This is a genomic window from Acidocella aminolytica 101 = DSM 11237 (assembly GCF_900129125.1).
GTDB lineage: Bacteria > Pseudomonadota > Alphaproteobacteria > Acetobacterales > Acetobacteraceae > Acidocella > Acidocella aminolytica.
Genome location: NZ_FQVJ01000006.1, coordinates 15,481 through 36,944 on the forward strand (window position 1 = coordinate 15,481; position 21,464 = coordinate 36,944).

The 21,464-nt window shown below is 61.8% G+C and carries 20 protein-coding genes and 1 tRNA gene; 12 read left to right on the plus strand and 9 right to left on the minus strand.

Annotation, left to right across the window (positions count from 1 at the left end; genetic code table 11):
* The first annotated feature begins 14 nt into the window (after positions 1-14).
* The 7 genes from BUB54_RS04735 (at position 15) to BUB54_RS04765 (ending at position 6,720) form a co-directional block, all read left to right on the plus strand.
* Positions 15-2,591, plus strand: a complete 2,577-nt coding sequence (locus BUB54_RS04735) for a bifunctional acetate--CoA ligase family protein/GNAT family N-acetyltransferase (RefSeq protein WP_048877580.1) — start codon at positions 15-17, stop codon at positions 2,589-2,591.
* Between the two features lie 162 nt (positions 2,592-2,753).
* Entirely contained in the window at positions 2,754-3,227 is a 474-nt protein-coding gene (gene rpsF / locus BUB54_RS04740) for a 30S ribosomal protein S6 (RefSeq protein WP_048877581.1), read from the plus strand.
* A complete protein-coding gene (rpsR, locus tag BUB54_RS04745) occupies positions 3,227-3,502 on the plus strand; it encodes a 30S ribosomal protein S18 (protein ID WP_048877582.1) in 276 nt (91 codons plus the stop codon). Before rpsF ends, rpsR begins: the two co-directional genes overlap by 1 nt.
* Before the next feature lie 13 nt (positions 3,503-3,515).
* Entirely contained in the window at positions 3,516-4,073 is a 558-nt protein-coding gene (gene rplI / locus BUB54_RS04750; RefSeq protein ID WP_048877583.1) for a 50S ribosomal protein L9, read from the plus strand.
* Positions 4,074-4,200: 127 nt separating this feature from the next.
* A complete protein-coding gene (locus BUB54_RS04755) occupies positions 4,201-5,445 on the plus strand; it encodes an SAM-dependent methyltransferase (protein WP_048877584.1) in 1,245 nt (414 codons plus the stop codon).
* 16 nt (positions 5,446-5,461) lie between these two features.
* Entirely contained in the window at positions 5,462-6,253 is a 792-nt protein-coding gene (locus tag BUB54_RS04760; RefSeq protein WP_048877585.1) for a S49 family peptidase, read from the plus strand.
* Between the two features lie 2 nt (positions 6,254-6,255).
* Positions 6,256-6,720, plus strand: a complete 465-nt coding sequence (locus BUB54_RS04765; RefSeq protein ID WP_048877586.1) for a GNAT family N-acetyltransferase — start codon at positions 6,256-6,258, stop codon at positions 6,718-6,720.
* Here the strand turns inward: BUB54_RS04765 and BUB54_RS20690 are convergent.
* Genes BUB54_RS20690 through purM form a run of 3 tightly spaced genes read right to left on the minus strand, consistent with a single transcriptional unit; the run spans position 6,717 to position 8,547 of the window.
* Complete coding sequence (locus BUB54_RS20690; RefSeq protein WP_158320065.1) at positions 6,717-6,881, minus strand: hypothetical protein; 165 nt, start codon at positions 6,879-6,881, stop codon at positions 6,717-6,719. The two genes, BUB54_RS04765 and BUB54_RS20690, sit on opposite strands and share 4 nt — an antisense overlap.
* A 47-nt stretch (positions 6,882-6,928) precedes the next feature.
* Positions 6,929-7,519 carry a phosphoribosylglycinamide formyltransferase gene (purN, locus tag BUB54_RS04770; protein ID WP_139284798.1) on the minus strand — a complete coding sequence of 197 codons (591 nt, stop codon included), beginning with the start codon at positions 7,517-7,519 and terminating at the stop codon, positions 6,929-6,931.
* On the minus strand, positions 7,519-8,547 hold the full coding sequence (purM, locus tag BUB54_RS04775; RefSeq protein ID WP_048877588.1) for a phosphoribosylformylglycinamidine cyclo-ligase: 1,029 nt from the start codon (positions 8,545-8,547) through the stop codon (positions 7,519-7,521). The genes purN and purM overlap by 1 nt, the downstream gene beginning before the upstream one ends.
* Positions 8,548-8,659: 112 nt before the next feature.
* On the opposite strand from purM, the gene BUB54_RS04780 reads away from it, so the two are divergent.
* The 5 genes from BUB54_RS04780 (at position 8,660) to BUB54_RS04800 (ending at position 13,681) form a co-directional block, all read left to right on the plus strand.
* Entirely contained in the window at positions 8,660-9,760 is a 1,101-nt protein-coding gene (locus BUB54_RS04780) for an AI-2E family transporter (protein WP_082075575.1), read from the plus strand.
* On the plus strand, positions 9,757-10,416 hold the full coding sequence (locus BUB54_RS04785) for a P-loop NTPase family protein (protein WP_048877589.1): 660 nt from the start codon (positions 9,757-9,759) through the stop codon (positions 10,414-10,416). The genes BUB54_RS04780 and BUB54_RS04785 overlap by 4 nt, the downstream gene beginning before the upstream one ends.
* Positions 10,417-10,469: 53 nt before the next feature.
* A complete protein-coding gene (locus BUB54_RS04790) occupies positions 10,470-12,644 on the plus strand; it encodes an RNA degradosome polyphosphate kinase (RefSeq protein ID WP_048877590.1) in 2,175 nt (724 codons plus the stop codon).
* A gap of 96 nt (positions 12,645-12,740) precedes the next feature.
* A tRNA-Thr gene (locus BUB54_RS04795) sits at positions 12,741-12,816 on the plus strand.
* 124 nt (positions 12,817-12,940) lie between these two features.
* Positions 12,941-13,681 carry an SDR family NAD(P)-dependent oxidoreductase gene (locus BUB54_RS04800; protein ID WP_048877591.1) on the plus strand — a complete coding sequence of 247 codons (741 nt, stop codon included), beginning with the start codon at positions 12,941-12,943 and terminating at the stop codon, positions 13,679-13,681.
* A gap of 26 nt (positions 13,682-13,707) precedes the next feature.
* Here the strand turns inward: BUB54_RS04800 and BUB54_RS04805 are convergent, their stop codons facing one another.
* The 6 genes from BUB54_RS04805 to BUB54_RS04830 form a co-directional block, all read right to left on the minus strand.
* Positions 13,708-16,011, minus strand: coding sequence for an adenosylcobalamin-dependent ribonucleoside-diphosphate reductase (locus BUB54_RS04805; RefSeq protein WP_082075576.1), 2,304 nt, complete (start codon positions 16,009-16,011; stop codon positions 13,708-13,710).
* A gap of 111 nt (positions 16,012-16,122) precedes the next feature.
* Entirely contained in the window at positions 16,123-17,706 is a 1,584-nt protein-coding gene (locus tag BUB54_RS04810) for a gamma-glutamyltransferase family protein (RefSeq protein WP_048877592.1), read from the minus strand.
* A gap of 70 nt (positions 17,707-17,776) precedes the next feature.
* Entirely contained in the window at positions 17,777-18,175 is a 399-nt protein-coding gene (locus BUB54_RS04815; protein WP_048877593.1) for a DUF2177 family protein, read from the minus strand.
* 9 nt (positions 18,176-18,184) lie between these two features.
* Positions 18,185-19,393 (minus strand): SAM-dependent methyltransferase, encoded by a 1,209-nt coding sequence (locus BUB54_RS04820; RefSeq protein ID WP_048877594.1) that lies wholly within the window; start codon positions 19,391-19,393, stop codon positions 18,185-18,187.
* Positions 19,390-20,154 carry a DUF1365 domain-containing protein gene (locus BUB54_RS04825; RefSeq protein WP_048877595.1) on the minus strand — a complete coding sequence of 255 codons (765 nt, stop codon included), beginning with the start codon at positions 20,152-20,154 and terminating at the stop codon, positions 19,390-19,392. Before BUB54_RS04825 ends, BUB54_RS04820 begins: the two co-directional genes overlap by 4 nt.
* The gene (locus BUB54_RS04830) at positions 20,151-21,458 is read right to left on the minus strand and encodes an NAD(P)/FAD-dependent oxidoreductase (protein WP_048877596.1); all 1,308 of its coding nucleotides are present in this window, start codon (positions 21,456-21,458) and stop codon (positions 20,151-20,153) included. Before BUB54_RS04830 ends, BUB54_RS04825 begins: the two co-directional genes overlap by 4 nt.
* Positions 21,459-21,464: the final 6 nt, after the last annotated feature.

Genomic DNA, 21,464 nt, shown 5'->3' on the forward strand with positions numbered 1-21,464 from the left:
TGAGGAGAGACAGCATGACCACGGCGGCAAAGCGGCGATTCGACCCGGCACGCATTTTCCACCCTGACTCCATCTGCCTCAGCGGCAGCTTGACCCGGCTGGGGCAGAAGGTGCTGAGCCATCTGCGCGCCGGGGGATTTGCCGGGGTCATCGGCACCGCCGAACACGACCCGGTGCTGAATGCCGACCTCGCCTTGGTGGCGGATGACGCGCCGGATATTCCCGCCGCCCTCACGGGCCATGCGGCGCGCGGCGCGCGGGGGGCAATTGTACTGTCTTTCATGCAAGGGCCGGGACTGGCAGCGATGGCGGACGCGGCTGGCATCCGCACATTGGGGCCGCATAGTTTCGGCATGGTGCTGCCGGGACTGGGGCTGAATGCCAGCCCTTTCCCGCTAATTCCCAGCAAGGGGCGAGTGGCGCTTGTGGGGCAGTCCTCCTCCATCGCGCGCACGGTCATTGACTGGGCGGTGCCGAACAGGGTGGGGTTCAGCCATCTCATCGGCGTGGGCGGCAATGACGCGACGCTGGGGTTTGGGCTGGTACTGGACCATCTGGGCCGCGACCCGGACACTGCGGCGATCATGGTGGAGATTGACCGACTGCGCGACCCGCGAGCGTTTTTCTCGGCCGCACGCATGGCCGCAAGGCTGCGTCCGGTTGTGGCCATTGCCCCAGGGCTACGGCTGAAAGATCCGACCGGCGCCACCTATGCCGCCATGGAGGCGGCCCTGGGCCGCGCGGGCGTATTGCTGACGGCCTCGGTGGGGGAGTTTCTGGCCGCCGCCGAGACGCTGACCCGCGTGAAGCCCGCCCGCAACGAGCGCCTTGCCATTGTCACCAACTCCGTCTCTCTGGGGCGCATGGCCGCGGATGAGGTGTTGCGCAGCGGGATGAGCCTTGCCACGCTTTCACCCGAGACCGCCCAGGTGCTCAGCCTCACCACCAGCCGCCCGCCGCCGTCGACCGGGCCGATTTTTTCCGGCAAGCGCAGCCCCACCGCACTGGCGGATATTGCGGCCCTGCTCTCCTCCGCGCCGGAGGTGGGGGGAATTTTGGTGATTCACGCGCCCTCCGGCGAGGATGACGGAGCGGCCATCGCGGCGCTGACCGCCTGCGCCAAGACCGTGAAGATCCCCCTGCTGATCGCCGCCATGGGCGAGGCCACTGGGCTTGAACACCGGCATATCCTCAGCCAAGCGCGCCTCGCCTGTTTCGACAGCCCGGAAGCGGCGATCGGCGGGTTCCGGCATTTGCTGGAAAACCGCCGCAACCGCGCCCAGGCCCGGGAATTGCCCAGCAGCGCGGTGTTGAGCGTACTGCCCAACAAAGCCAGCGTGATCGGGAGGATTGAGGCGGCACGCGCCGAGGAGCACAGCCAGATGGTGCAGGATGAGGCACTGGCCGTGATCAGCGCGTACCATATCCCCGCGCTGGAGAGCCGTCATGTCTCTACCCCCGCCGAGGCCGCCGCGGCCGCCGCCACGCTGGGGTTTCCGGCGGTACTGAAACTCTCCCACCCGGATGTGCCGACGCATCTGCTCACTGGCTCGGTGGTGCTGAACCTGCCGGATCCGGGCGCGGTACTGCATGCGGGGCGGGCGATTTTAGCGCAGCTCAGCCAGCTGGGGGCGGACCCGGCCAAAGCGGGGTTTGTGGTGCAGGCCCAGGCGCCGCACGGCACCATGCTGCGAATCCGCGTAGCGGACGACCCCAGGCTAGGGCCGGTGATCGGCTTTGGCGAAGGCGGCGGGGACCCGGAGGATGTATCGCGCCTAGCCGCCGGGCTGCCGCCGCTCAACCTGCCGCTGGCCCACGCGCTGATCCACCGCGCGGGAGTAGAACGCTATCTCACCGCGCATCGCGGCCAAGCGGCGGCGGATGAGGATGCCATTGCCGCCACGCTGGTGCGGGTGTCGCAGCTGATTATCGACACGCCGGAGATTCTGGCGCTGGATATCGACCCGCTTTTTGCCTCCCCGCAAGGAGTGGCGGCGGCCAGCGCGCGTATCTGGCTGCGGCCGGAAGGGCAGACCCGCCCGCCTTTGGTGATTCCGCCCTACCCCAGCGAACTCACCCAACATTACACCGCGCGCGGGCAGAATTTTTTGCTGCGCCCTATCCGCCCGGAAGATGCGGACGCGCACGCTGCCATGCTCTCGCGCTTTACCCAGGAGGATATGCGCTACCGTTTCTTCTCCCCCATGAAGCGCCTGCCGCTTGAGCAGATCGTGCGTCTGGCGGATGTGGATTACACGCGGGAGATGGCGATCATCGCCGTGCATGAAGCCACCGGCGAGACAGCGGGCGTGGCCCGACTGGTGCGCAATGACACAGACGGCACCAGCGCCGAATTCGCCGTGGCGGTGGACCCCAGCTACAAGAAGTTCGGCCTGGGCACGGCGCTGATGCAAAGCGTGATCGAGTGGGGCAAGGCCAGGGCAGTGAAGGAGATTGTCGGGCAGATCCTTGCCGATAACACGCCGATGCTGACCTTTATCAAGCGGTTGGGCTTCAGCCTCAGCCGTATGCCGGACGAGCCGGACATCATGGAGGCGAAGCTGGAGCTGCAATCCGGCCCGTCCTCATGAAAAATCCGATTGGTACCCGGCTTTCCTCTTGAAATCCAGCGTCCAGCGTGCTTAAGCCGCGCCTTCCCTGCCGGGTGCGTGGCATCGCGCCCGGATATGCTCGCCCCAATCCCGGGGTGGTCCCGACCAGGACCGGAGCTGATCTAGCCATAGGGGGGACATATGCCGCTTTATGAAACCGTGGTGATCGCGCGCAGCGAGATCACCCAGGCGCAGGCTGACGCTGTCGCCGACGCCGCTACCCAGACCCTCGAAACCGACGGCGGTGCCGTCAAGAAGCGCGAATATTGGGGCCTGCGCCCGCTCGCGTACCGCATCAAGAAGAACCGCAAGGGCCACTACATCCTGTTGGGTCTCGATGCGCCGTCCGCCGCCGTGCAGGAAATGGAGCGTCAACTCACCCTGCATGAAGACGTGCTGCGCTTCATGACTGTGCGCGTTGAAGAGATCAACGAGGAGCCCTCCGCCATTCTGTCCCGCAAGGCTGATGAGCGTGAGCGCAACTTCCGTGGTCCGAAGCCATCTGGCCGCTTCGAGTCCGGCCGCAAACGCGGCTTCGACGAGCGTGAGGAATTCCGCGCGCGCGACGAGTACCGCGCCGATCGCGACGATTACAGCTCTGAGGAGGACGTGTAATGTCCGAAACCACCGAACCGACCCCCAGCCTGCGCCGCCCCGCTGTTGGCGCGCGTCGCCCGTTCTTCCGCCGGAAGAAGTCCTGCCCGTTCTCCGGCCCCAACGCGCCGGTGATCGACTATAAGGACGTGCGCCTGCTTTCGCGCTTCTTGTCCGAGCGCGGCAAAATCGTTCCGTCCCGCATCACCGCCGTGTCCGGTAAGAAGCAGCGCGAGCTGGCCAAGGCCATCAAGCGCGCCCGCTTCCTGGCGCTGCTCCCCTACGTGCTGAACTGAGAGGAACGGAACAATGGCAAACATTGAACTGATCCTGCTCCAGCGCGTTGAGAAGCTGGGCCAGATGGGTGAGCTGGTGAAGGTGAAGCCGGGCTATGCCCGTAACTTCCTGCTGCCCAAGGCCAAGGCCGTGCGCGCCACCAAGGCGAACAAGGAGCGCTTTGAGAAGGAGCGCGCCCAGCTTGAGGCGCAGAACCTAAAGCGCCGCGAGGAAGCGGAGCGCGTGGCGGAGCGCGTGGACGGGCTGACCGTCACCCTCATCCGTCAGGCTTCCGAGTCCGGCGCGCTGTACGGCTCCGTCTCCAGCCGCGACATCGCCGAAGCGGCGTCCGAAGCGGGCCTGGGCATCGACCGTAACCAGGTGCTGCTGGTTCACCCGATCAAGAGCCTCGGCGTTTCCGGCGTGCGCGTTGAGCTGCACCCGGAAGTGCATATCGAGATCAAGGTGAACACCGCCCGCTCTCTGGAAGAAGCGGAGAAGCAGGCCCGTGGCGAGACCATCGCGCCGGAAGAAGACGAGCAGCCGGATCTCGGCCCGCTCTTCGGACAGGAGGAAGAGCCGGCGGCCTGATAAGCCCCCTGCTTTCTCTGCCAAAAAGGAGCCCTCGCGTTTTTCGCGGGGGCTTTTTTTCTTGCACGACTACTTTTTTCAGTGATTAGTAACCAGTTATGTCCGGTCTTACGACAAGGAGACTGACATGATCTGGCTGTATCGAAAGCTGTTGGATCGCTGCCTGGTCACTCTAGTGCGGCGCGGTTCATTTCTGGTTCTCTGGCCCGACGGGTCACGAAGCGAGTATGGCGGAACTCCTGGATTCAAAGCTGGGATCCATCTTAAAACCGACGAGGCGGTTAAGAGGCTGGCTTTGAACCCCAGCCTTGCCCTTGGCGAATCCTATATGGATGAGAGCCTAACGCCGGTTGATTGCACAATCCATGACGTGCTCAGCGTGTTGATGGATAACCAAAACGACGTCTCCCTGCCGATTATAGCCATAGCCGCGAAAACCGCGCGGCTGCTGCGGCCGGTTCTTCAGGCAAACGACGCCATCCGCTCCAAAAGCAATGTCGCGCACCATTATGACCTTAATGGGCGGCTTTACTCCCTTTTTCTCGACCGTGACCGGCAATATAGCTGCGCGTATTTTGAGTCCGATGATGTGTCTCTGGACGATGCCCAACTTGCCAAGAAACGCCATATCGCCGCCAAACTGAAGTTGGACAGGCCCGGCCTGGAAGTGCTGGATATCGGCTGCGGCTGGGGCGGAATGGCCTTGACGCTGGCCAAGGAGTTTGGCGCCAAGGTCACCGGCATTACCCTCTCTGAGGAGCAGCTTGCCGCCGCCCGCGCCCGCGCGGACCAGGAAGGACTCTCTGGCCGCGTGAGTTTTGAGCTGGTGGATTACCGGGCCATGCACCGGCAGTTCGACCGGATTGTTTCGGTGGGCATGTTTGAGCATGTCGGCGCGCCGAACTACACGACTTTCTTCAAGACCGTGAAATCCTGCCTGAAGCCGGATGGTGTCGCTCTAATCCATTCCATCGGCCGGTTTGACGGACCGGGCGCCACCAACCCCTGGATTGCCAAATATATCTTCCCCGGCGGCTATTCCCCGTCTCTGTCCGAAGTGCTGGGGCCGGTGGAAAAATCCGGCCTCAAGACGACCGACATTGAAATTCTGCGGCTGCATTACGCGAAAACGCTAGCCCATTGGCGCCGCCGGTTCGCCGCCAACCGTGATGCCATCGCCTCGCTCTACGATGAGCGGTTCTGCCGGATGTTTGAGTTTTATCTCTCCGGGTCCGAGCTCGCGTTCCGGGTTTCAGACCATATGAACTTCCAGATCCAGCTTGTGCGTCAGCAAGAGGCGTTGCCGCTGACGCGTGATTATATATTCGAGGCCGAACGGAACGCCTCGCAATTTGCCTCCGCCAGTGAATGACGGCTAACTGGCGTCCATGAAGCTCCCATTTTCGCGGCCTAAGATCCCCGTTATCCAACTGCGCGGCATTATTGCCGCGCGGCCTGGCATGTTGAGCGTTGAAAGCTGCGCGCCCATGTTGGAGCGTGGCTTTGCCATGGCCAAGAAAAGTCGCAAGCTGGTGCTATCCATTGAGAGCCCCGGTGGCTCGGCCTCGCAATCGGACCTGATCGGCCAGATGATCCGCCGCAAGGCGGAGAAAGATAAGATTGAACTCACGGCGGTGATTGGCGATGTGGGAGCCTCTGGTGGGTATTGGCTGGCCTGCGCGGCAGATAAAATCTTTGCCAGCCGGTTATCCATCGTCGGCTCTATCGGCGTGGTGACGGGCGGATTTGGGCTGGACGAGTTTATCGCCCGGCACGGGATTGAGCGCCGGACCATGACGGCGGGCGTGCATAAGCGCCGGAACGATATGTTCGCCCCGCGTAAGCCGGAGGATGAAGCTTTCACCCAGGCGCTGCTGGATGAAGTGCATGAAATGTTTAAAGGGTGGGTGCGCGAACGGCGCGGCACCCGCCTGACCCAGGATGAAGCCCGGATTTTTGAAGGGGATTTCATGCTGGGTGAACGTGCCAGGACTCTGGGGCTGATTGATGGCTTCGGGGATGTAGAGCAAATCGTGAAAGAGCTGGGGGGTGAGAAGGCCAAAGCGGTCTGGCTGCGCCCGCGCCCGCCGCGCGGGCTGCTGCGGCTGATCCTGCGCAACGCCGCCGAAGCCACACTGGATGTGGCCGAGGAACGCGCCGCAACGCCAATATTGAGATAAAAATGTCCGAGACCAAAACACTTACTTCCCGGCGCGTGACCCCAGCCGACGCCCCCCTGCTGCTACAAATGAGTCGGGATTTTCATATTGAGGACGGCTCCCCGCTGGATGCGGCGGGCGAGGCCACCATTACCCATGTCTGCGAGGGTGAGCCTCTGGCCCCCGGCTATCTGCTGGAATATGACGGCAAACCGGCCGGGTTTTTTCTGCTGACGCTGGGGTACAGCATAGAGAATGGTGGCACTGACGGGTTTATCGACGACATTTACCTCCTGCCTGAGCTGCGTGGGATGGGGCTGGGCCGCACGGCCGTGCAACTGGCCATGGAGGCGGCGCGAGAAGTGGGTATCCGCGTGTTGCTGCTGGAGGTCGAGGAGCCGAATGAGCGGGCCTATAACCTTTATTTAAAAATGGGGTTCGAGGACACCAAGCGCCGTTTGCTGCGGCAGGTGATCGCGGAGGATTAACGCCAGACGGTCACGCTGGCGATCAACAGCAGAATAAACGCCGCCGCGGCCACGTTCATAAACAAGAATTTCGAGAAAAACCCCCAGCCTTTCTGGGCGTGGGTATCGAAATCCACCTCGGGCGGTGCAGGCTCTACCATATGCTCAGACTGTGCCGACATATCGTTCCCCCTCATTCTTGTTTGATGCGGGAACGATAAAAGCGAGCCTAGCCGGCTGGCAAGCTGATTTTTTGGGCCAGCGCTGCCAGCATGGCGGGGTAGAGCTTATGTTCCTGCTCCAGCACGCGGGTGGCCAGGCTATCTGGCGTGTCGCCGGGCAGCAGCTTCACGCGGGCCTGCCCCAGTACTGGGCCTTCATCCATGCCCTCTGTCACTAGATGCACGGTGCAGCCATGCTCGCTCTCACCCGCCGCAATGGCGCGCTCATGCGTATCCAGCCCCGGGAATTTCGGCAGCAGGCTGGGGTGGATATTCAGCATCCGCCCGGCCCAGCGCCCCACCAACCAGGGGGTGAGCAGGCGCATATAGCCCGCCAGGCAGACAATCTGCACGCCCCGGGCCTGGAGTTCCGCGTCGATGGCGCGCTCATGCGCCTCGCGGTCCTTGCCAAAGGGCTTGACTGGCACCGCGATGGCCTCAATACCCATGCCTCGCGCAACCTCCAGCCCCGCCGCTTCGGGCTTGTTGGACAGCACCAGAACCACCTCCGCCGGGAAATCCGATGCTTGCGCGGCCTTGACCAGCGAAACCATGTTGGAGCCGCGGCCGGAGATGAGGATGGCGACGCGGGGCTTCATCAGGCGAACAGCTTGTCCAGATTCTCGATGACGATGCCCGGCTGGTCGGTGACCTTACCCAGCAGGAAGGGCTGCTCACCCGCCGCGCGGAGGGCTTCCATCGCCTGTGCCGCGTCGCTCACGATCAGCGTCATGCCGACGCCGCAATTAAACACGCGGAGCATCTCCTCTGGCGTGACATTGGCGGTGCGGGCCAGGAAAGGGAATATCTCTGGCATGGTCCAAGGGCCGCTGAGCTTGGCACCGCATGTTTTAGGCAGGGCGCGGGGCAGGTTTCCGGGCAGGCCACCGCCGGTTATGTGGGCAGCGCCTTTCAGCAAATTCTTCTGATGCAAATCGAGCATCGGCTTCACATAGATGCGGGTCGGGGTCACCAGCACATCAGCGGCGCGCTGGCCGAAGATCTGCGAATCCCAGTTCAACCCGGCATCCTTGAAGATGCGGCGGACCAGTGAGAAGCCGTTGGAATGCACGCCAGAGGACGGCAGGCCCAGAATGGCATCGCCAGGCGCCACATCAACCGGCAGCAGGGCGGCGCGCTCGGCCGCGCCCACGGAGAAGCCCGCCAGATCGTAGTCGCCGCCAGCATACATGCCGGGCATCTCAGCAGTTTCTCCGCCAACCAGGGCACAACCGGCTTGCTGGCACCCTTCGGCAATGCCGGCGATGATGCGCTTGGCAGATTCAACCTCCAGCGCGCCAGTGGCGAAGTAATCCAGGAAGAAGAGCGGGGCAGCACCCTGCACCACCAGATCGTTCACGCACATCGCCACCAGGTCGATGCCGACATAGTCGTGAATCCCGGTTTCGATCGCAATTTTTAGCTTGGTGCCGACGCCGTCCGTGGTGGAGACCAGAACCGGGTCGACAAAGCCCGCCGCCTTCAGGTCAAACAGCGCGCCGAAACCACCCAGGCCGCCCATGACACCGGCGCGGTTGGTCGCTTTGGCAAGCGGTTTGATCGCCTCAACCAGCGCATCTCCCGCCTCGATATCAACCCCGGCATCCCGGTACGTCACGCTAGTCATGTCAGCCTCCGATGCGCTAAGCCAGCGCCATGGCGCTGCTTCAATTTTCCGGCAAAATTCTGCCGCCTTTCAACACAGGCGGCGAGGCCGCGCAATCTTCAGCGGAGGCCCGATGAACGAAAACAAGGCCGATATGCAACATTACAAGCGCGTTCAATGGCAAAGACTCACCCTTGTGGTGGTTGTGCTGCTGTTGCTGTGGCTGAGCTTCAGACTGTTTTCCTCCATCATGATGCCCTTTGTGGTGGCGGCTGGGCTGGCTTATTTCCTGGACCCGATGGTGGTGTGGATGGAGCGCTGGCGGATTCCTCGCGCCTTTGGCACGCTTCTGGTGCTGCTGGCCTTTGGCGTGGCCGTGATTTTATTCATTCTGCTCCTCTACCCGGTGATCGCGGCACAGGCAGCTGCCTTCATTATCAATCTGCCAACTTACATTCAAACCATCCAGACAGATATCACGCAACTTCTAAAGAACTTGCAGCAAAGCCTACCCACCAATCTGCGGCTCAAACTGCAGGACCTTGCCTCCAATCAGGCGGGGACCATCGTCTCTTACGCGGGCAAGGCGGCAACTAATATCATTGGTAGCGGGTTCGCGGTGGTGAATGTGCTGACCCTGCTGGTGGTGACGCCGATTGTCACCTTCTATTTTCTGCGGGACTGGCCAACCATCATCCGGCATGTGGATAACTGGCTGCCACGACCTTATGAGGGGCTGATCCGCGCGCAGGCAGTGGAGATCAATAAGATCCTCTCCGCCTGGATTCGCGGACAGGCGATTTGCTGCTTGGCGCTGGCGGCGATTTATGCGGTGGGGCTGACGATTATCGGGCTGGATCTGGGCCTGATTGTGGGCCTTACCGCCGGGCTGCTCTCATTTATTCCTTATGTCGGCACGGTACTGGGCGGCGTGGCGGGGATTTTACTGGCGCTGAGCCAGAATGCGGGCTGGCACGGGGTGATTGCGGTGCTGATCGTGTTTGCCATCGGCCAGGGGCTGAATGATTATGTCATCCAGCCCCGCTTTCTGGGCGACCGGGTGGGGCTTTCCGCTGTATGGGTAATCTTCGCATTGTTCGCGGGCGGGGCAGCGTTTGGGTTTCTGGGCATTATGCTGGCCGTGCCCGTTACTGCGACGCTGGGTGTGATTACCCGGTTCTGGTTGCGGCGGTACCTACAATCTCCGCTTTATCTGGACTCCCCGCCTGAATGAAACAGCTTGCCCTTCCATTTCTGGAATTGGCGCAGCTTTACAGCGCCGAGGATTTCTGCCCCGCCCCATCCAACGCTGCGGCGCGAGAGTGGCTGGCGCGACCGGAAGCCTGGAGCAATGGGCGGCTGGTCCTGTGGGGCGAGGCCGGATGCGGCAAGACGCATCTGCTGCACGTCTGGGCGCAGACGCATGGCGCGCGGGTAATCGAGGGCGCGGCGCTGCGCGGGCTGGTACGCCCGCTCGGGCCGGTGGCGGTGGATGATGCCGACTTGGCTCCCGAGCCCACCGCGTTGCTGCATCTGCTGAACGCCGCGGCCGAGGCCGGTGTGCCGGTGTTGTTGGCCGCGCGCCAACCGCCAATCCGCATGGGGTATAAGCTGGCGGACCTGACCAGCCGCCTGCGAGCCTCGGCCAGCGTTGAAATTCGCGCGCCGGAGGATGAACTGCTGGAGGCACTCCTCACCCGGCTGGCGGCGGCACGCCAGCTGAGCCTGCCGCTGCCGGTGCAAAATCTGCTGCTGCTCTATTTGCCCCGCGCGCCAGCCTATTACCGCGAGGCCATCGCCCGGCTGGACCGGCTGGCCATGGACCGGGGGGTGCGAATCACCCGCGCCATGGCGGCGGAGATTTTGGAAGAAATGGCCGAAGAGGCATAAATTTTACTTAATCATAACGTACGTGACCTCAAGCTGTTATTATAGTTGATTTCATGGATCAGCAGACACCCCTTCCCGACGTTCCAACAGGTCAAAAAATTGCGCTGGACGACCCGGCGCGTTTTATCAACCGGGAGCTTTCCTGGCTGGATTTCAATTTCCGCGTGGTAGAAGAAGCGCGTAATCCGCGCCATCCACTGCTGGAGCGGCTGCGGTTTGTGTCCATCAGCGCCTCCAACCTTGATGAGTTCTACTCCGTGCGCGTGGCCGGACTGATCGGCCAGGCCAGGGCGGGGGTGCGGGAGCGCTCCGCCGATGGGCTGACCCCGGCCCAGCAGCTGAATGCTATTAAAGTCCGCGCGCGGGAGCTGATTACCGCGCAACAGGCCGCATTTAAGGAAGTGCGTGCCTTGCTGGCCACGGCCGGGCTGGTAGTGCTGAATGCGGGAGAACTGACCTCCGATGATGCTGCATTCCTGGACGCCTATTTCATGGAGCATGTGTTTCCGGTGCTGACGCCACTGGCGGTGGACCCGGCGCATCCCTTCCCGTTCATCCCGAATATGGGGCTGGTGATGGCACTCTCTCTGTCGCGGGAGGAAGACCGGGGACAGATGTCCGCGCTGATCCCTCTGCCGAATCAGATCGAGCGGTTTATCCGTCTGCCCTCCGATGACGGGCCGATTCGCTTTATTATGCTTGAAGAGCTTGTGGCGATGAACATGAATCGGCTGTTCCCCGGCTTCTCGGTGCAAAGCGTCGGGCTGTTCCGGCTGATCCGCGATACGGATGTGGAGTTTGAGGAAGAGGCAGAGGATCTCGTCCGCTCTTACGAAAGCGCTTTGAAACGTCGCCGTCGGGGGGTGGCGATTAAGCTGACCATTCAGGCGGACATGCCGGCTGACCTGCGCGAGTTAGTAATCGATGCTGTGGAGGCTCCGGCAGAGGAGGTTTACCTCGAATCCGGGCTGGTGGGGCTGGTGGATGTGAAGCAGCTGATTGTCGATGACCGACCGGATCTGCTGTTTCCACCTTATACGCCGCGTTTTCCCGAGCGTATCAGAGATTTCGCAGGGGATTGCTTCGCGGCCATCCGTGCCAAGGATATTCTGGTGCATCACCCCTTCGAGAGCTTTGATGTGGTAGTGCAGTTTCTGCGTCAGGCGGCGATTGACCCGAATGTGGTCGCGATTAAGCAGACGCTTTACCGCACCAGCCGAGACAGCCCCGTCGTCAAGGCTCTGATTGAGGCCGCGGAGGCGGGCAAAAGCGTGACTGCCATGGTTGAGCTAAAGGCGCGCTTTGATGAGGAGGCGAATATCCGGCTCTCCCGCGCGCTGGAGGCTGCGGGCGTGCAGGTCGTATTTGGCTTTGTGGGGCTGAAGACCCATGCCAAGTTATCCTATGTGGTGCGGCGCGAAAGCGGCAGCTTGCGGGCCTATGCGCATTTTGGCACCGGCAATTACCATCCGATCACGGCGCGGATTTATACCGACCTGTCTTTCTTCACTTGCGACCAGTCGCTGACGCGCGACGCGGCGCGGCTGTTCAACTACATGACCGGCTATGCCACACCGGAGACGATGGAGCAGCTGGCTTTCTCCCCGCTGACCACGCGCAAGACAATTGATACCCTGATCGACACCGAGATTGCCAATGCCAAGGCAGGCAAGCCGTCAGGGATCTGGCTGAAGCTTAACTCTCTGGTGGATGCCAAGCTGATCGACCATCTTTACGATGCCAGCCGTGCCGGAGTGCCGGTACAGGCGGTGGTGCGTGGCATTTGCTGCCTGCGGCCGGGTGTACCGGGGCTCTCCGAGACGATTAAAGTGAAATCCATCGTCGGACGGTTTCTGGAACATGCGCGGATCTGCGTGTTCGCCGACGGGCACGAAATGCCATCGCGCCAGAACAAGGTGTTTATCTCCAGCGCGGACTGGATGGAGCGGAACATGGATTTCCGGGTGGAGACTTTTGTGCCCATCCATAACCCTACCGTCCATGCACAAATTCTGGACCAGATCATGGTAGTCAATTTGCGTGATGACGCGCAAAGCTCGGTGTTGCAAGCGGACGGTCATTGGGAACGAGTGATGCCCGGCGACCCACATGCCTCGGCGCATGAGTATTTCATGACCAACCCGTCGCTTTCGGGCCGTGGCTCCGCATTGCACGGCGGACTGACGACCGAGCGGGCCAAGCCAAAATATAAGCGCCGGGTGGACTAACCTTAGGCCCTGGGAAGGGCGCGAAAATTCATGCACAAGGAAGGCTGGATTTTTGTAAACCCCTATGCCATACGCGCGTCTGCCCGAGAGGCTTATGCCGTCCTAGCTCAGTTGGTAGAGCAACTGATTCGTAATCAGTAGGTCGCCGGTTCGATTCCGGCGGACGGCACCACTCCCCCTTACCGAAGCCGCGCGCCCCACACCTGCCCTGTGTGATCAAAAGAATACCAGTTGAAAGCGGATGCGGCTTATTGATCTTTGTCTTAGCCTCACGCGTGCGACAAAGGAGATCGACTATGGCTGATGCGCAACCTGTTTTACTGCTGACCGGTGCTAGCCGGGGGATTGGGCATGCCACCGTGAAGCTGTTCCAGGAACGTGGGTGGCGGTTATTGACCGTATCGCGCCAGCCTTTCTCGCCGCTTTGCCAATGGCCAAGTGCCAAAGAAAGCCATATTCAGGCAGATCTGGAAGATCTGGAGTCGATTCCAGCTCTGGCGGCGGAGGTGCGGACCCGGTTGCTGGACGGCAAGCTGCATGCGCTGGTGAATAATGCGGGCATCTCGCCCAAGGGGCCTCAGGGTGAACGGCTGGGGGTTATGGCAACGGACGCTGCACTCTGGACTAAGGTGCTGAATGTGAATCTTGTTTCCACCGCCTTGCTGGCGCGGGCGGTGCTACCAGAGCTAGAGCGGGCGCGCGGCTCGATTGTGAATGTGACCTCCATTGCCGGATCGCGCGTCCATCCGTTCGCGGGAGTGGCTTATGCGGCGTCCAAGGCGGCGCTGGCAGCATTGACCCGGGAGATGGCGCATGAATTTGGCGGGCTCGGGGTGCGGGCGAATGCCATCGCGCCGGGAGAAATTAGCACATCCATCCTATCAGAAGGGACCGATGAGCTGGTTGCGGCTGAAGTGCCGATGAAGCGGCTGGGCACTCCTGCCGAGGTAGCGGAGACGATTTATTTTCTTTGCACCTCTGCGTCATCTTACGTAAACGGCGCGGAAATCCACATTAATGGCGGGCAGCATGTGTAACAGGCAGCCCGCGTTCAGCAGCTAGCTCAGCCGCATTTGGACCAGCCGCATTGGAGGCAGCTCAGACAGCCGGCCTCGCGGACCAGCCCCGGCTGACTGCATTTGGGACACAGGCTGCCCAGGGGCGAAACAGCCGCTTCCGCCTTTTTGCCCTGCACCGGCAGCCGGTCGTTTTCCAGCGTCAGGAAGCCGGTTTCCAGCATGTGACGCTCGATCACATCACCGATTGCCGCCACCAGGGACGGCACATAACGCCCTTGCGCCCATTGTCCGCCTCGCGGGTCGAAGACCTGCTTCAGCTCCTCCGCCACGAAAGCAACCTCACCGCCGCGGCGGAACACGGCCGATATCATCCGTGTGAGCGCCACCACCCAGGCGTAATGTTCGAGGTTTTTCGAGTTCACGAAAATCTCGAAGGGACGGCGCACGCCGTCCTGCTCGATGTCGTTGATGGTGACATACATAGCGTGCTCGCTGTCAGGCCAGCGCAGCTTGTAGGTGGCTCCCACAAGGCGGTCCGCGCGGACCAGCAGGCCAGAGACATCGTCATGAATTGCCTGTGGCGCCGGCACGGCAGAGGTTTGCGGCTTAACCTCCAGCACCGAGCCGGTGACGGCGTTGGGGCGGTATGTGGTGCAGCCTTTGCAGCCACTGCGATAAGCGTCGAGGTATACCTCCTGAAATGCCTCAAAGCTAATATCTTCCGGCACGTTCACGGTTTTAGAGATGGCGCTGTCCACATGAGCCTGCACGGCAGCCTGCATGCGCACGTGCTCGGAAGGATTAAGGTCCTGAGCGGTGACGAAATAGTCCGGCAGGGCTGTGTCGGCGCCGAACTTGGCGCGCCAGAGCCGCAGGGCGTAGTCCGTGACCTCTTCCTCGGTGCGGGTGCCGTCGCGTTGCAGCACCTTACGGGTAAAGGCCAGTGCGAATACCGGCTCGACGCCGCTGGAGACGTTATCCGCCACCAGCGAAATGGTGCCCGTAGGCGCGATGGAGGTGAGCAACGCATTGCGAATGCCATGCTGGCTGATGGCGGCGCGCACGTCCTCATCCAGCCCGCTGATGGTTTCACCGGCCAGATATTTTACACGGTCATAGAGCGGAAACGCGCCTTTTTCCTTAGCCAGCTTGGCGGAAGCGAGATACGCGGCGCGCTCGACTTGCTTGGCCCAAGCCTTGGCCTGGGCTGCGGCCTCAACTGTACCATAGCGCAGGCCGCACATCATCAGAGCGTCGGCCAAGCCGGTCATGCCGAGGCCGATGCGGCGCTTGGCGTCGGCCTCCTTGCGCTGCTGTTCCAACGGAAAGCCTGAGGCGTCGATGGTGTTGTCCATCATGCGGATAGCGGTAGCGACCAACCCGGCTAGTTCTGTCTCGTCGATATGCGCGCCATCCTCAAAGGGATCACGCACCAACCGGGCGAGATTGATGGAGCCGAGCAGACAGGCGCCGTAAGGCGGCAGTGGCTGTTCTCCACACGGGTTGGTGGCGTGGATGGTTTCGCAATAATAGAGATTATTGCGCTTATTAATCCGGTCGATGAAGATCACCCCCGGCTCGGCATATTCGTAGGTGGCGCGGGTGATCTTGTCCCACAGGTCACGGGCACGCAGGGTGCGGTAGGTCTTGCCCGCGAAAACCAGATCCCAGGCGGAATCCAACTCCACCGCCTTCATGAAATCGTCCGTCACCAGGACGGAGAGATTGAAGTTGCGCAGCCGCCCTGGCTCGCGCTTGGCGGCAATGAAGTCCTCAATATCCGGGTGGTCGCAGCGCATCACCGCCATCATCGCACCACGCCGGGCGCCGGCAGACATGATGGTGCGGCACATAGAGTCCCACACGTCCATAAAAGAAAGAGGGCCGGAGGCGTCAGCACCGACGCCGCGCACCAGCGCGCCCTTGGGCCGGAGCGAGGAGAAATCATAGCCGATTCCTCCGCCCTGCTGCATGGTCAATGCGGCCTCGCGCAAATGGGTGAAGATCTGGCCCAGATCATCCTCGATATCGCCCATCACGAAGCAGTTGAAGAGCGTAACGCGACGCTCTGTGCCAGCGCCCGAGAGGATACGGCCGGCGGGGATAAAGCGGAAATCGCGCAGCGCGTCGTAGAACGGGGCTTCCCACTGGACAGGGTCTTTTTCCACATCAGCGAGTGCCCGGGCCACGCGCTGCCACATATCCTCAACCGTCTGGTCAATGGGAGCCCCAGTCTCGGTCTTCAGGCGGTATTTCGAATCCCAGATTTGGGCTGAAATGGGCGCCATCCTGTCCAGGATCGACTCACAACGCGTTTCAGAAGCGGTGAAATCCGCAGGAATATCCATATAGCTGACTCCGGTTTGGCGGCCCGCCCAGCGGCAAGACCGAGGACTCGGGGAAGCCACACCATACCAACTCCGTGCCCGCGTCGCCAACCGTCATCATCAATATCTGGATCAATATCCGAGCGCGCAACCATCCTTGCGTGGATCGGACCCGCCGATGAGAACGCCGCGCTGATGGTCAAGCTGGATCATCTGCCCGCCGCCATGCGGCAGGGCAATGTCTTCCAGCTTGTGACCCTTAGCCGCGAGCGCCGTACGGATGGAGGCTGGAATGCCACGTTCCACCTCAACCTTGCCTGCGAAGGGAAAGAGACGCGGGAGATCAAGCGCGGCTTGCGGGTCCAGCCCATATTGCAGGACGTTAGCCAGCACCCAACTCTGGCCCATCGGCTGATATTGACCGCCCATCACGCCGAATACGATCTGTGGCTTGCCATGCTGGAAGGCCATGGCAGGGATGATGGTGTGCATGGGCCGCTTGTTGGGGGCAACTTGGTTGGGGTGACCGGGCTTCGTACTAAAGCTGAAGCCGCGATTATGCATGACCACGCCGGTATTGCCCGCGACAATGCCAGAGCCGAAACTCTGGAAGATGGAATTGATAAAGCTGCAACAATTTCCGTCTGCATCCACTACAGCGATATAGACCGTGTCCTTATGCAAATGCCCGGCGGCAGGCAGAGTTTCCAAAGCCCGGTCATCCTGAATCAGCCCGCGCAGCCCAGCGATGTAATTATCGCTCAGCAGATGCTCAACCGGTACATCCACCTGGGTGGGGTCGGCCAGGAAGGCGTCGCGATCACGGTAAACCAGACGCGCTGCTTCCACATGACGGTGCAGGCGCAACGGGTCCAGCGGGTCTGTGCCGGGGGAGAAACCGTCCATAATGCCCATTAGCATCAAGGCGATGATGCCTGAGCCGTTAGGTGGGCACTCCCAAACTTCATGTCCCGCGAAAGCGTGGGAGATGGGCGTGACGAACTCGGCAACATCGAGCCCGGCTGCGAAATCTGCCTCGGTATGGAACCCGCCACGGGCACGCAGATCCTTCACGATCTCCGCCGCAATGGGGCCGGTGTAAAACGCCCTGGCGCCGTCTTTGGCGATAGCGCGCAATGTGGCGGCGAGTTGCGGATTGCGCAGTCTGGTACCCGGCTGCGGCGCCCTGCCGCCTGGCAGAAAGATGTCGGCACCATTTTGCTTCAGCTTGGCCTCGACCTCCGCCCAGTCCGCCGCCACACGCGGTGTGACGACATAGCCATCCTCCGCGAAGCGGATAGCCGGCCGCAACAGCTCATTCAGCCCTTTGCGACCGTAGGTTTTGGCAAGCTTCTCCCAAGCTGAGACACCGCCAGGCACGGTGACGGCGTGGGCGGAAGCTGCCCCATAGGCCGAGAGCCCCTGCCCTGCCAGCGCCTCAAGCGAGAGCCCTGCCGGCGTGCGGCCGGAGCCGTTGAGCGCGATGACCTTGTCGCTACCCGCCGGGGCATAGAGGCAAAACAGATCCCCGCCGACGCCGGTTGAGTGCGGCTCTACCACCGCCAGAACTGCCGCCGCGGCAATGGCGGCGTCCAGCGCGTTGCCGCCTGCTTTCATGACCTCAATGGCGGTGAGGGTCGCCTCCGGCATAGAAGTGGCCGCCATGGCGTTGGTAGCGAAAGCCGGACTGCGTCCGGCGGCGTGGAAATCCCGCATGGTCTGTGCTTCCTGAGTTTTTGTTCGGGATTTAAGACGCTTTCTTATATAGTTTCAACGCGTCCCAACTTTAGCTGCGCACCAGCCAGACACAGGCCACGCTGGCCAAAGAGGCGGCAACGCCCGTAGCAAACGCGCCCCAACTTAAATCGGCCAGGGTGATCATCACGGGCCAGACGCGCAAGGTAGCCTGGTTGGTGAGGTCGTATGTGCCATACGCTACTAGCCCGAAAGCGGCGCCGCGTAGCAGCGCCATGGCCGGTTTTTCAGACGGCAGCACAGCGAAGATGACGATGCCGGCAATATAAAGCACATAGAACAAAATAGCTGGGGCTGGGCGGACGGCGTCGGCCAGCAGCCCTTGCAGAAAAGGCTTGTAAAGCCGGGGCCCCATGAGGCTCAGCCAAACAGCATCCAACGCCAGGAACGCACAGGCGACAGTCGCATAAGCAGTAAAAAACAGCTTCATCTCGCCCCCTTAGCCCCGCAGCTCATAAAGCCCGACATCGACGCTGCCGGTGATAAAGCCCGCCTCGCAATAACAGAGATAATAATCCCATAGCCTGCGGAAGCGTGTGTCGAACCCCTGCTGCTCAAGCTGGGGCCAGGCGGCGTGGAAGCGGGTTCGCCAGTCCGCCAGAGTGCGGGCGTAGCTGGCTCCGAAATGCCGCACACGTCCCGGCCTCAGACCCGCTGCTTCCGCCTGCGCGGCCACTCCTGCCTTGGTGAGCAGCATCCCGCCTGGGAAAACATGACTCTGAATAAAATCCGCGCCGCGTCGGTAGGCAGCAAAGCGCTCGGCGGCGATAGTGATAATTTGCAGCACCGCGCGCCCGCCGGGTTTTAATCTTGCGCGCAGGGTACGGAAATAATCCGGCCAATATGCTTCGCCCACCGCCTCTATCATCTCCACCGAGACGATGCGGTCATAATGCCCGGTCTCGTCACGGTAATCACGCAACGCCAGCGAAACGTTTGAGGTAAGCTCAGCCTTGCGGATTACCTCTTGCGCATAAGCCAATTGGGCTGGGGAGATTGTCACCCCAGTCACCTGCGCGCCACCGCACCCCAGATGCCGTGCCAGAGCGCCCCAGCCGCAGCCAATTTCCAGCACCGATCCGCCAGTTGGCGTATCCAGCCAATCCGCAATCAAGGCCAGCTTGGCGGCCTGGGCAGCTTCAAGCGTTTGGGCAGCGCCTTCATACAGAGCGGAGGAATAAAGCATACTCTCGTCCAGCCAGCTCGCGAAGAAATCATTGCCGAGGTCGTAATGCGCCATGATGTTGCGCTTCGCTCCGGTACGATTGTTGGCGCGGGCTTTGTGGCGCAGCCTTTGCAAAGCCCGCAGCGGGACAGACAAAGCACTATCCGCAGCTTGGTTGAAATTCAGGGCGCAGGATTCGATCAAGGCGGTAAGATCCGGGGTACTCCAGCCTCCGGCGATGTACGCAGTGGCAAGGCCGGTATCGCCCTCCAGGAGCAGGGCTCGGAGGATCTGCCAGTCTTGCAGCACCAGCCGCGCCTGTGGGCCAGGCAGCGGGCCGCGGGCCTCATAAAGCTGCCCTTGCGGGGTGACGCAGGTGAAGTGGCCATAGCGCAGACCGGAGAGAACGCGCCGTAACAAAGCCTCGTAAAGACCGGAGCGGCGCACTGGACGGGTGACGGCCGGGTGGAGAATTTCACTCATGCAGATCTCCTGGGGCGGGCATAGCCCTGGCTGACATCCTGATCCGGGGCGGGTGGGCGCGGGCGCGGGCGGAGGCCCTTGCACCAGATTTTCAACGCTTCCCAATGAATGGCGGTGAGCACTTTGACGCCGAGCCAGGGCTGGGCGGCGACAAGACGCAGCAAGGCGGCGTCCGTCAGCGGCGCGCGGCGCCCGGCCATGGTCGCGCGCAAGATAACGCCTTGCGCATCCTCCACCGCGATATGCAACCCCAGCGAATCGCTAGGGGGATGCAGAGTGAAGCGGTAGCGCAGTCCCATATCCATGAAAGGAGAGACATAAAACACTTTTTCAGCCCCCTGGCGCAGAGGGCCGCTCGTCTCCTCCACGGGGCAGAGATAAGAGTGGCGCTGGCCGAATGTGTTATTGACCTCGTAGATCACGGCACGCAGCACCCCCGCCTCCGTGTGGCAGAGAAACAGGCTGAGCGGATTGAAACCCAACCCCAGCACACGCGGCATGGACAGCAAGGTAATGTGGGCGCTGGCGGACGCCAACCCTGCCTCGCGCAAAGTGGTATCGACCCAATTGCGCAACGTCGCCGACTTGTTGCCATGGTCTGAATCCCGGAAGCTGACGAGGTTAAAGCGGTTGCGGGAGAACAGCTTAAGACGCGGCGGGGCGTCCAGGTCCAGCAGCAGATAAGGCACTTGATAAGACAGCGCATGGGGGCGGGGGCGAATACGGGTGTGGGTAACCAGGACCGGGTAGAGCGCGTTCACCGCCTCAACTCCAGGGCAGGTGGCGCGGCGATACGGGCTGATTCACCCTCCACGCGCCAGGGACGTCGGGTCTGGCCCAACAATTCCGCCACAGCGAGCCCAGACTGCAAACCGTCCTCATGAAAGCCAGCGCCCCACCAAGCGCCGCAAAACCAAGTACGATTCGTGCCTTGCACCTCCCAGATGCGGGATTGGGCGCGCAGAGCGGCAACGTCGAACACCGGGTGGGTGAAAATCTGCTGTAACGCCACGTCACGCAAAGGACGTTCGGGGTTGAGGGTCACGAACCAGTCCTGGCCAGGGAGATTTTGCAAACGGTTCATCCAATAGGTGACGGCTACGCTATTTTGCCCACCTGTATAATTCCAGGCCGCCCAGGCGGAGCGGCGGCGGGGCATGGCGGCTTTGTCAGCATGCAGAAGAACCTCGTTGCGGGAGGTGCGGAACGCGCCAACGATCTCGCGTTCCGCTGGGGTGGGATCGCTGAGCAGGGCAAAAGCTTCATCCGCGTGGCAGGCCAGTACCACTTGGCTGAATGTCTCCTCCTGCCCGTTGGCCAATCGCAGTGTGGCGCTACCTGAGGCGCGGCGCAGGGCCGTGACAGGCACGCCAGCGCGAACCCGACCTTTGAAGGCAGCGCGCAGCCGACCAACATATTCGCGCGAGCCCCCCTTCACGCTGCGCCAGACCGGACGGCCGGAGATTTTCAACAGCCCGTGATTTTCGCAGAACCGGATAAAAGACGCAGCCGGCAGGTCCCCCGCCACCGAAGCAGGGCAGGACCAGACGGCGGCGATCATCGGGTAGAGATGGTCGCGCAAAAACGCCTCACCATAACCGCCTTGGCGGAGATACGCGGCGAGGCTCATCTCCCCCAGAGAAGCCGCGTCGCGCGGGGCATGAGCATAAAACCTTAAAATGCCGCGCAGCATGGACCAGAAGCGCGGCTTGAGGATATTGGCGGGCTGGGCGAACAGTCCGCGTAGATCCGAACCGGCATATTCCAGCGCGCCGTCCCGCAGAGAAACCGAGAAGGACATATCCGTGGGCAAGGTTTCCACCCCCAGATGCGCGAACAAGGCGGTGAGGTTGGGGTAGGCTGGTTCATTGTAGACGATAAAGCCGGTATCCACCGGCACGCCGCCCGCTTCAACCGTGTGGCTGTGGCCGCCCAACCGGGGAAGCGCCTCGAACAACGTAACATCATGGGCCTGAGAGAGCAGCCAAGCACAGGACAGCCCGGAAATGCCTGCCCCCACAACGGCAATACGGCCTCCCGGACGATGTGGCGTTAATGCGTTCATGACCAA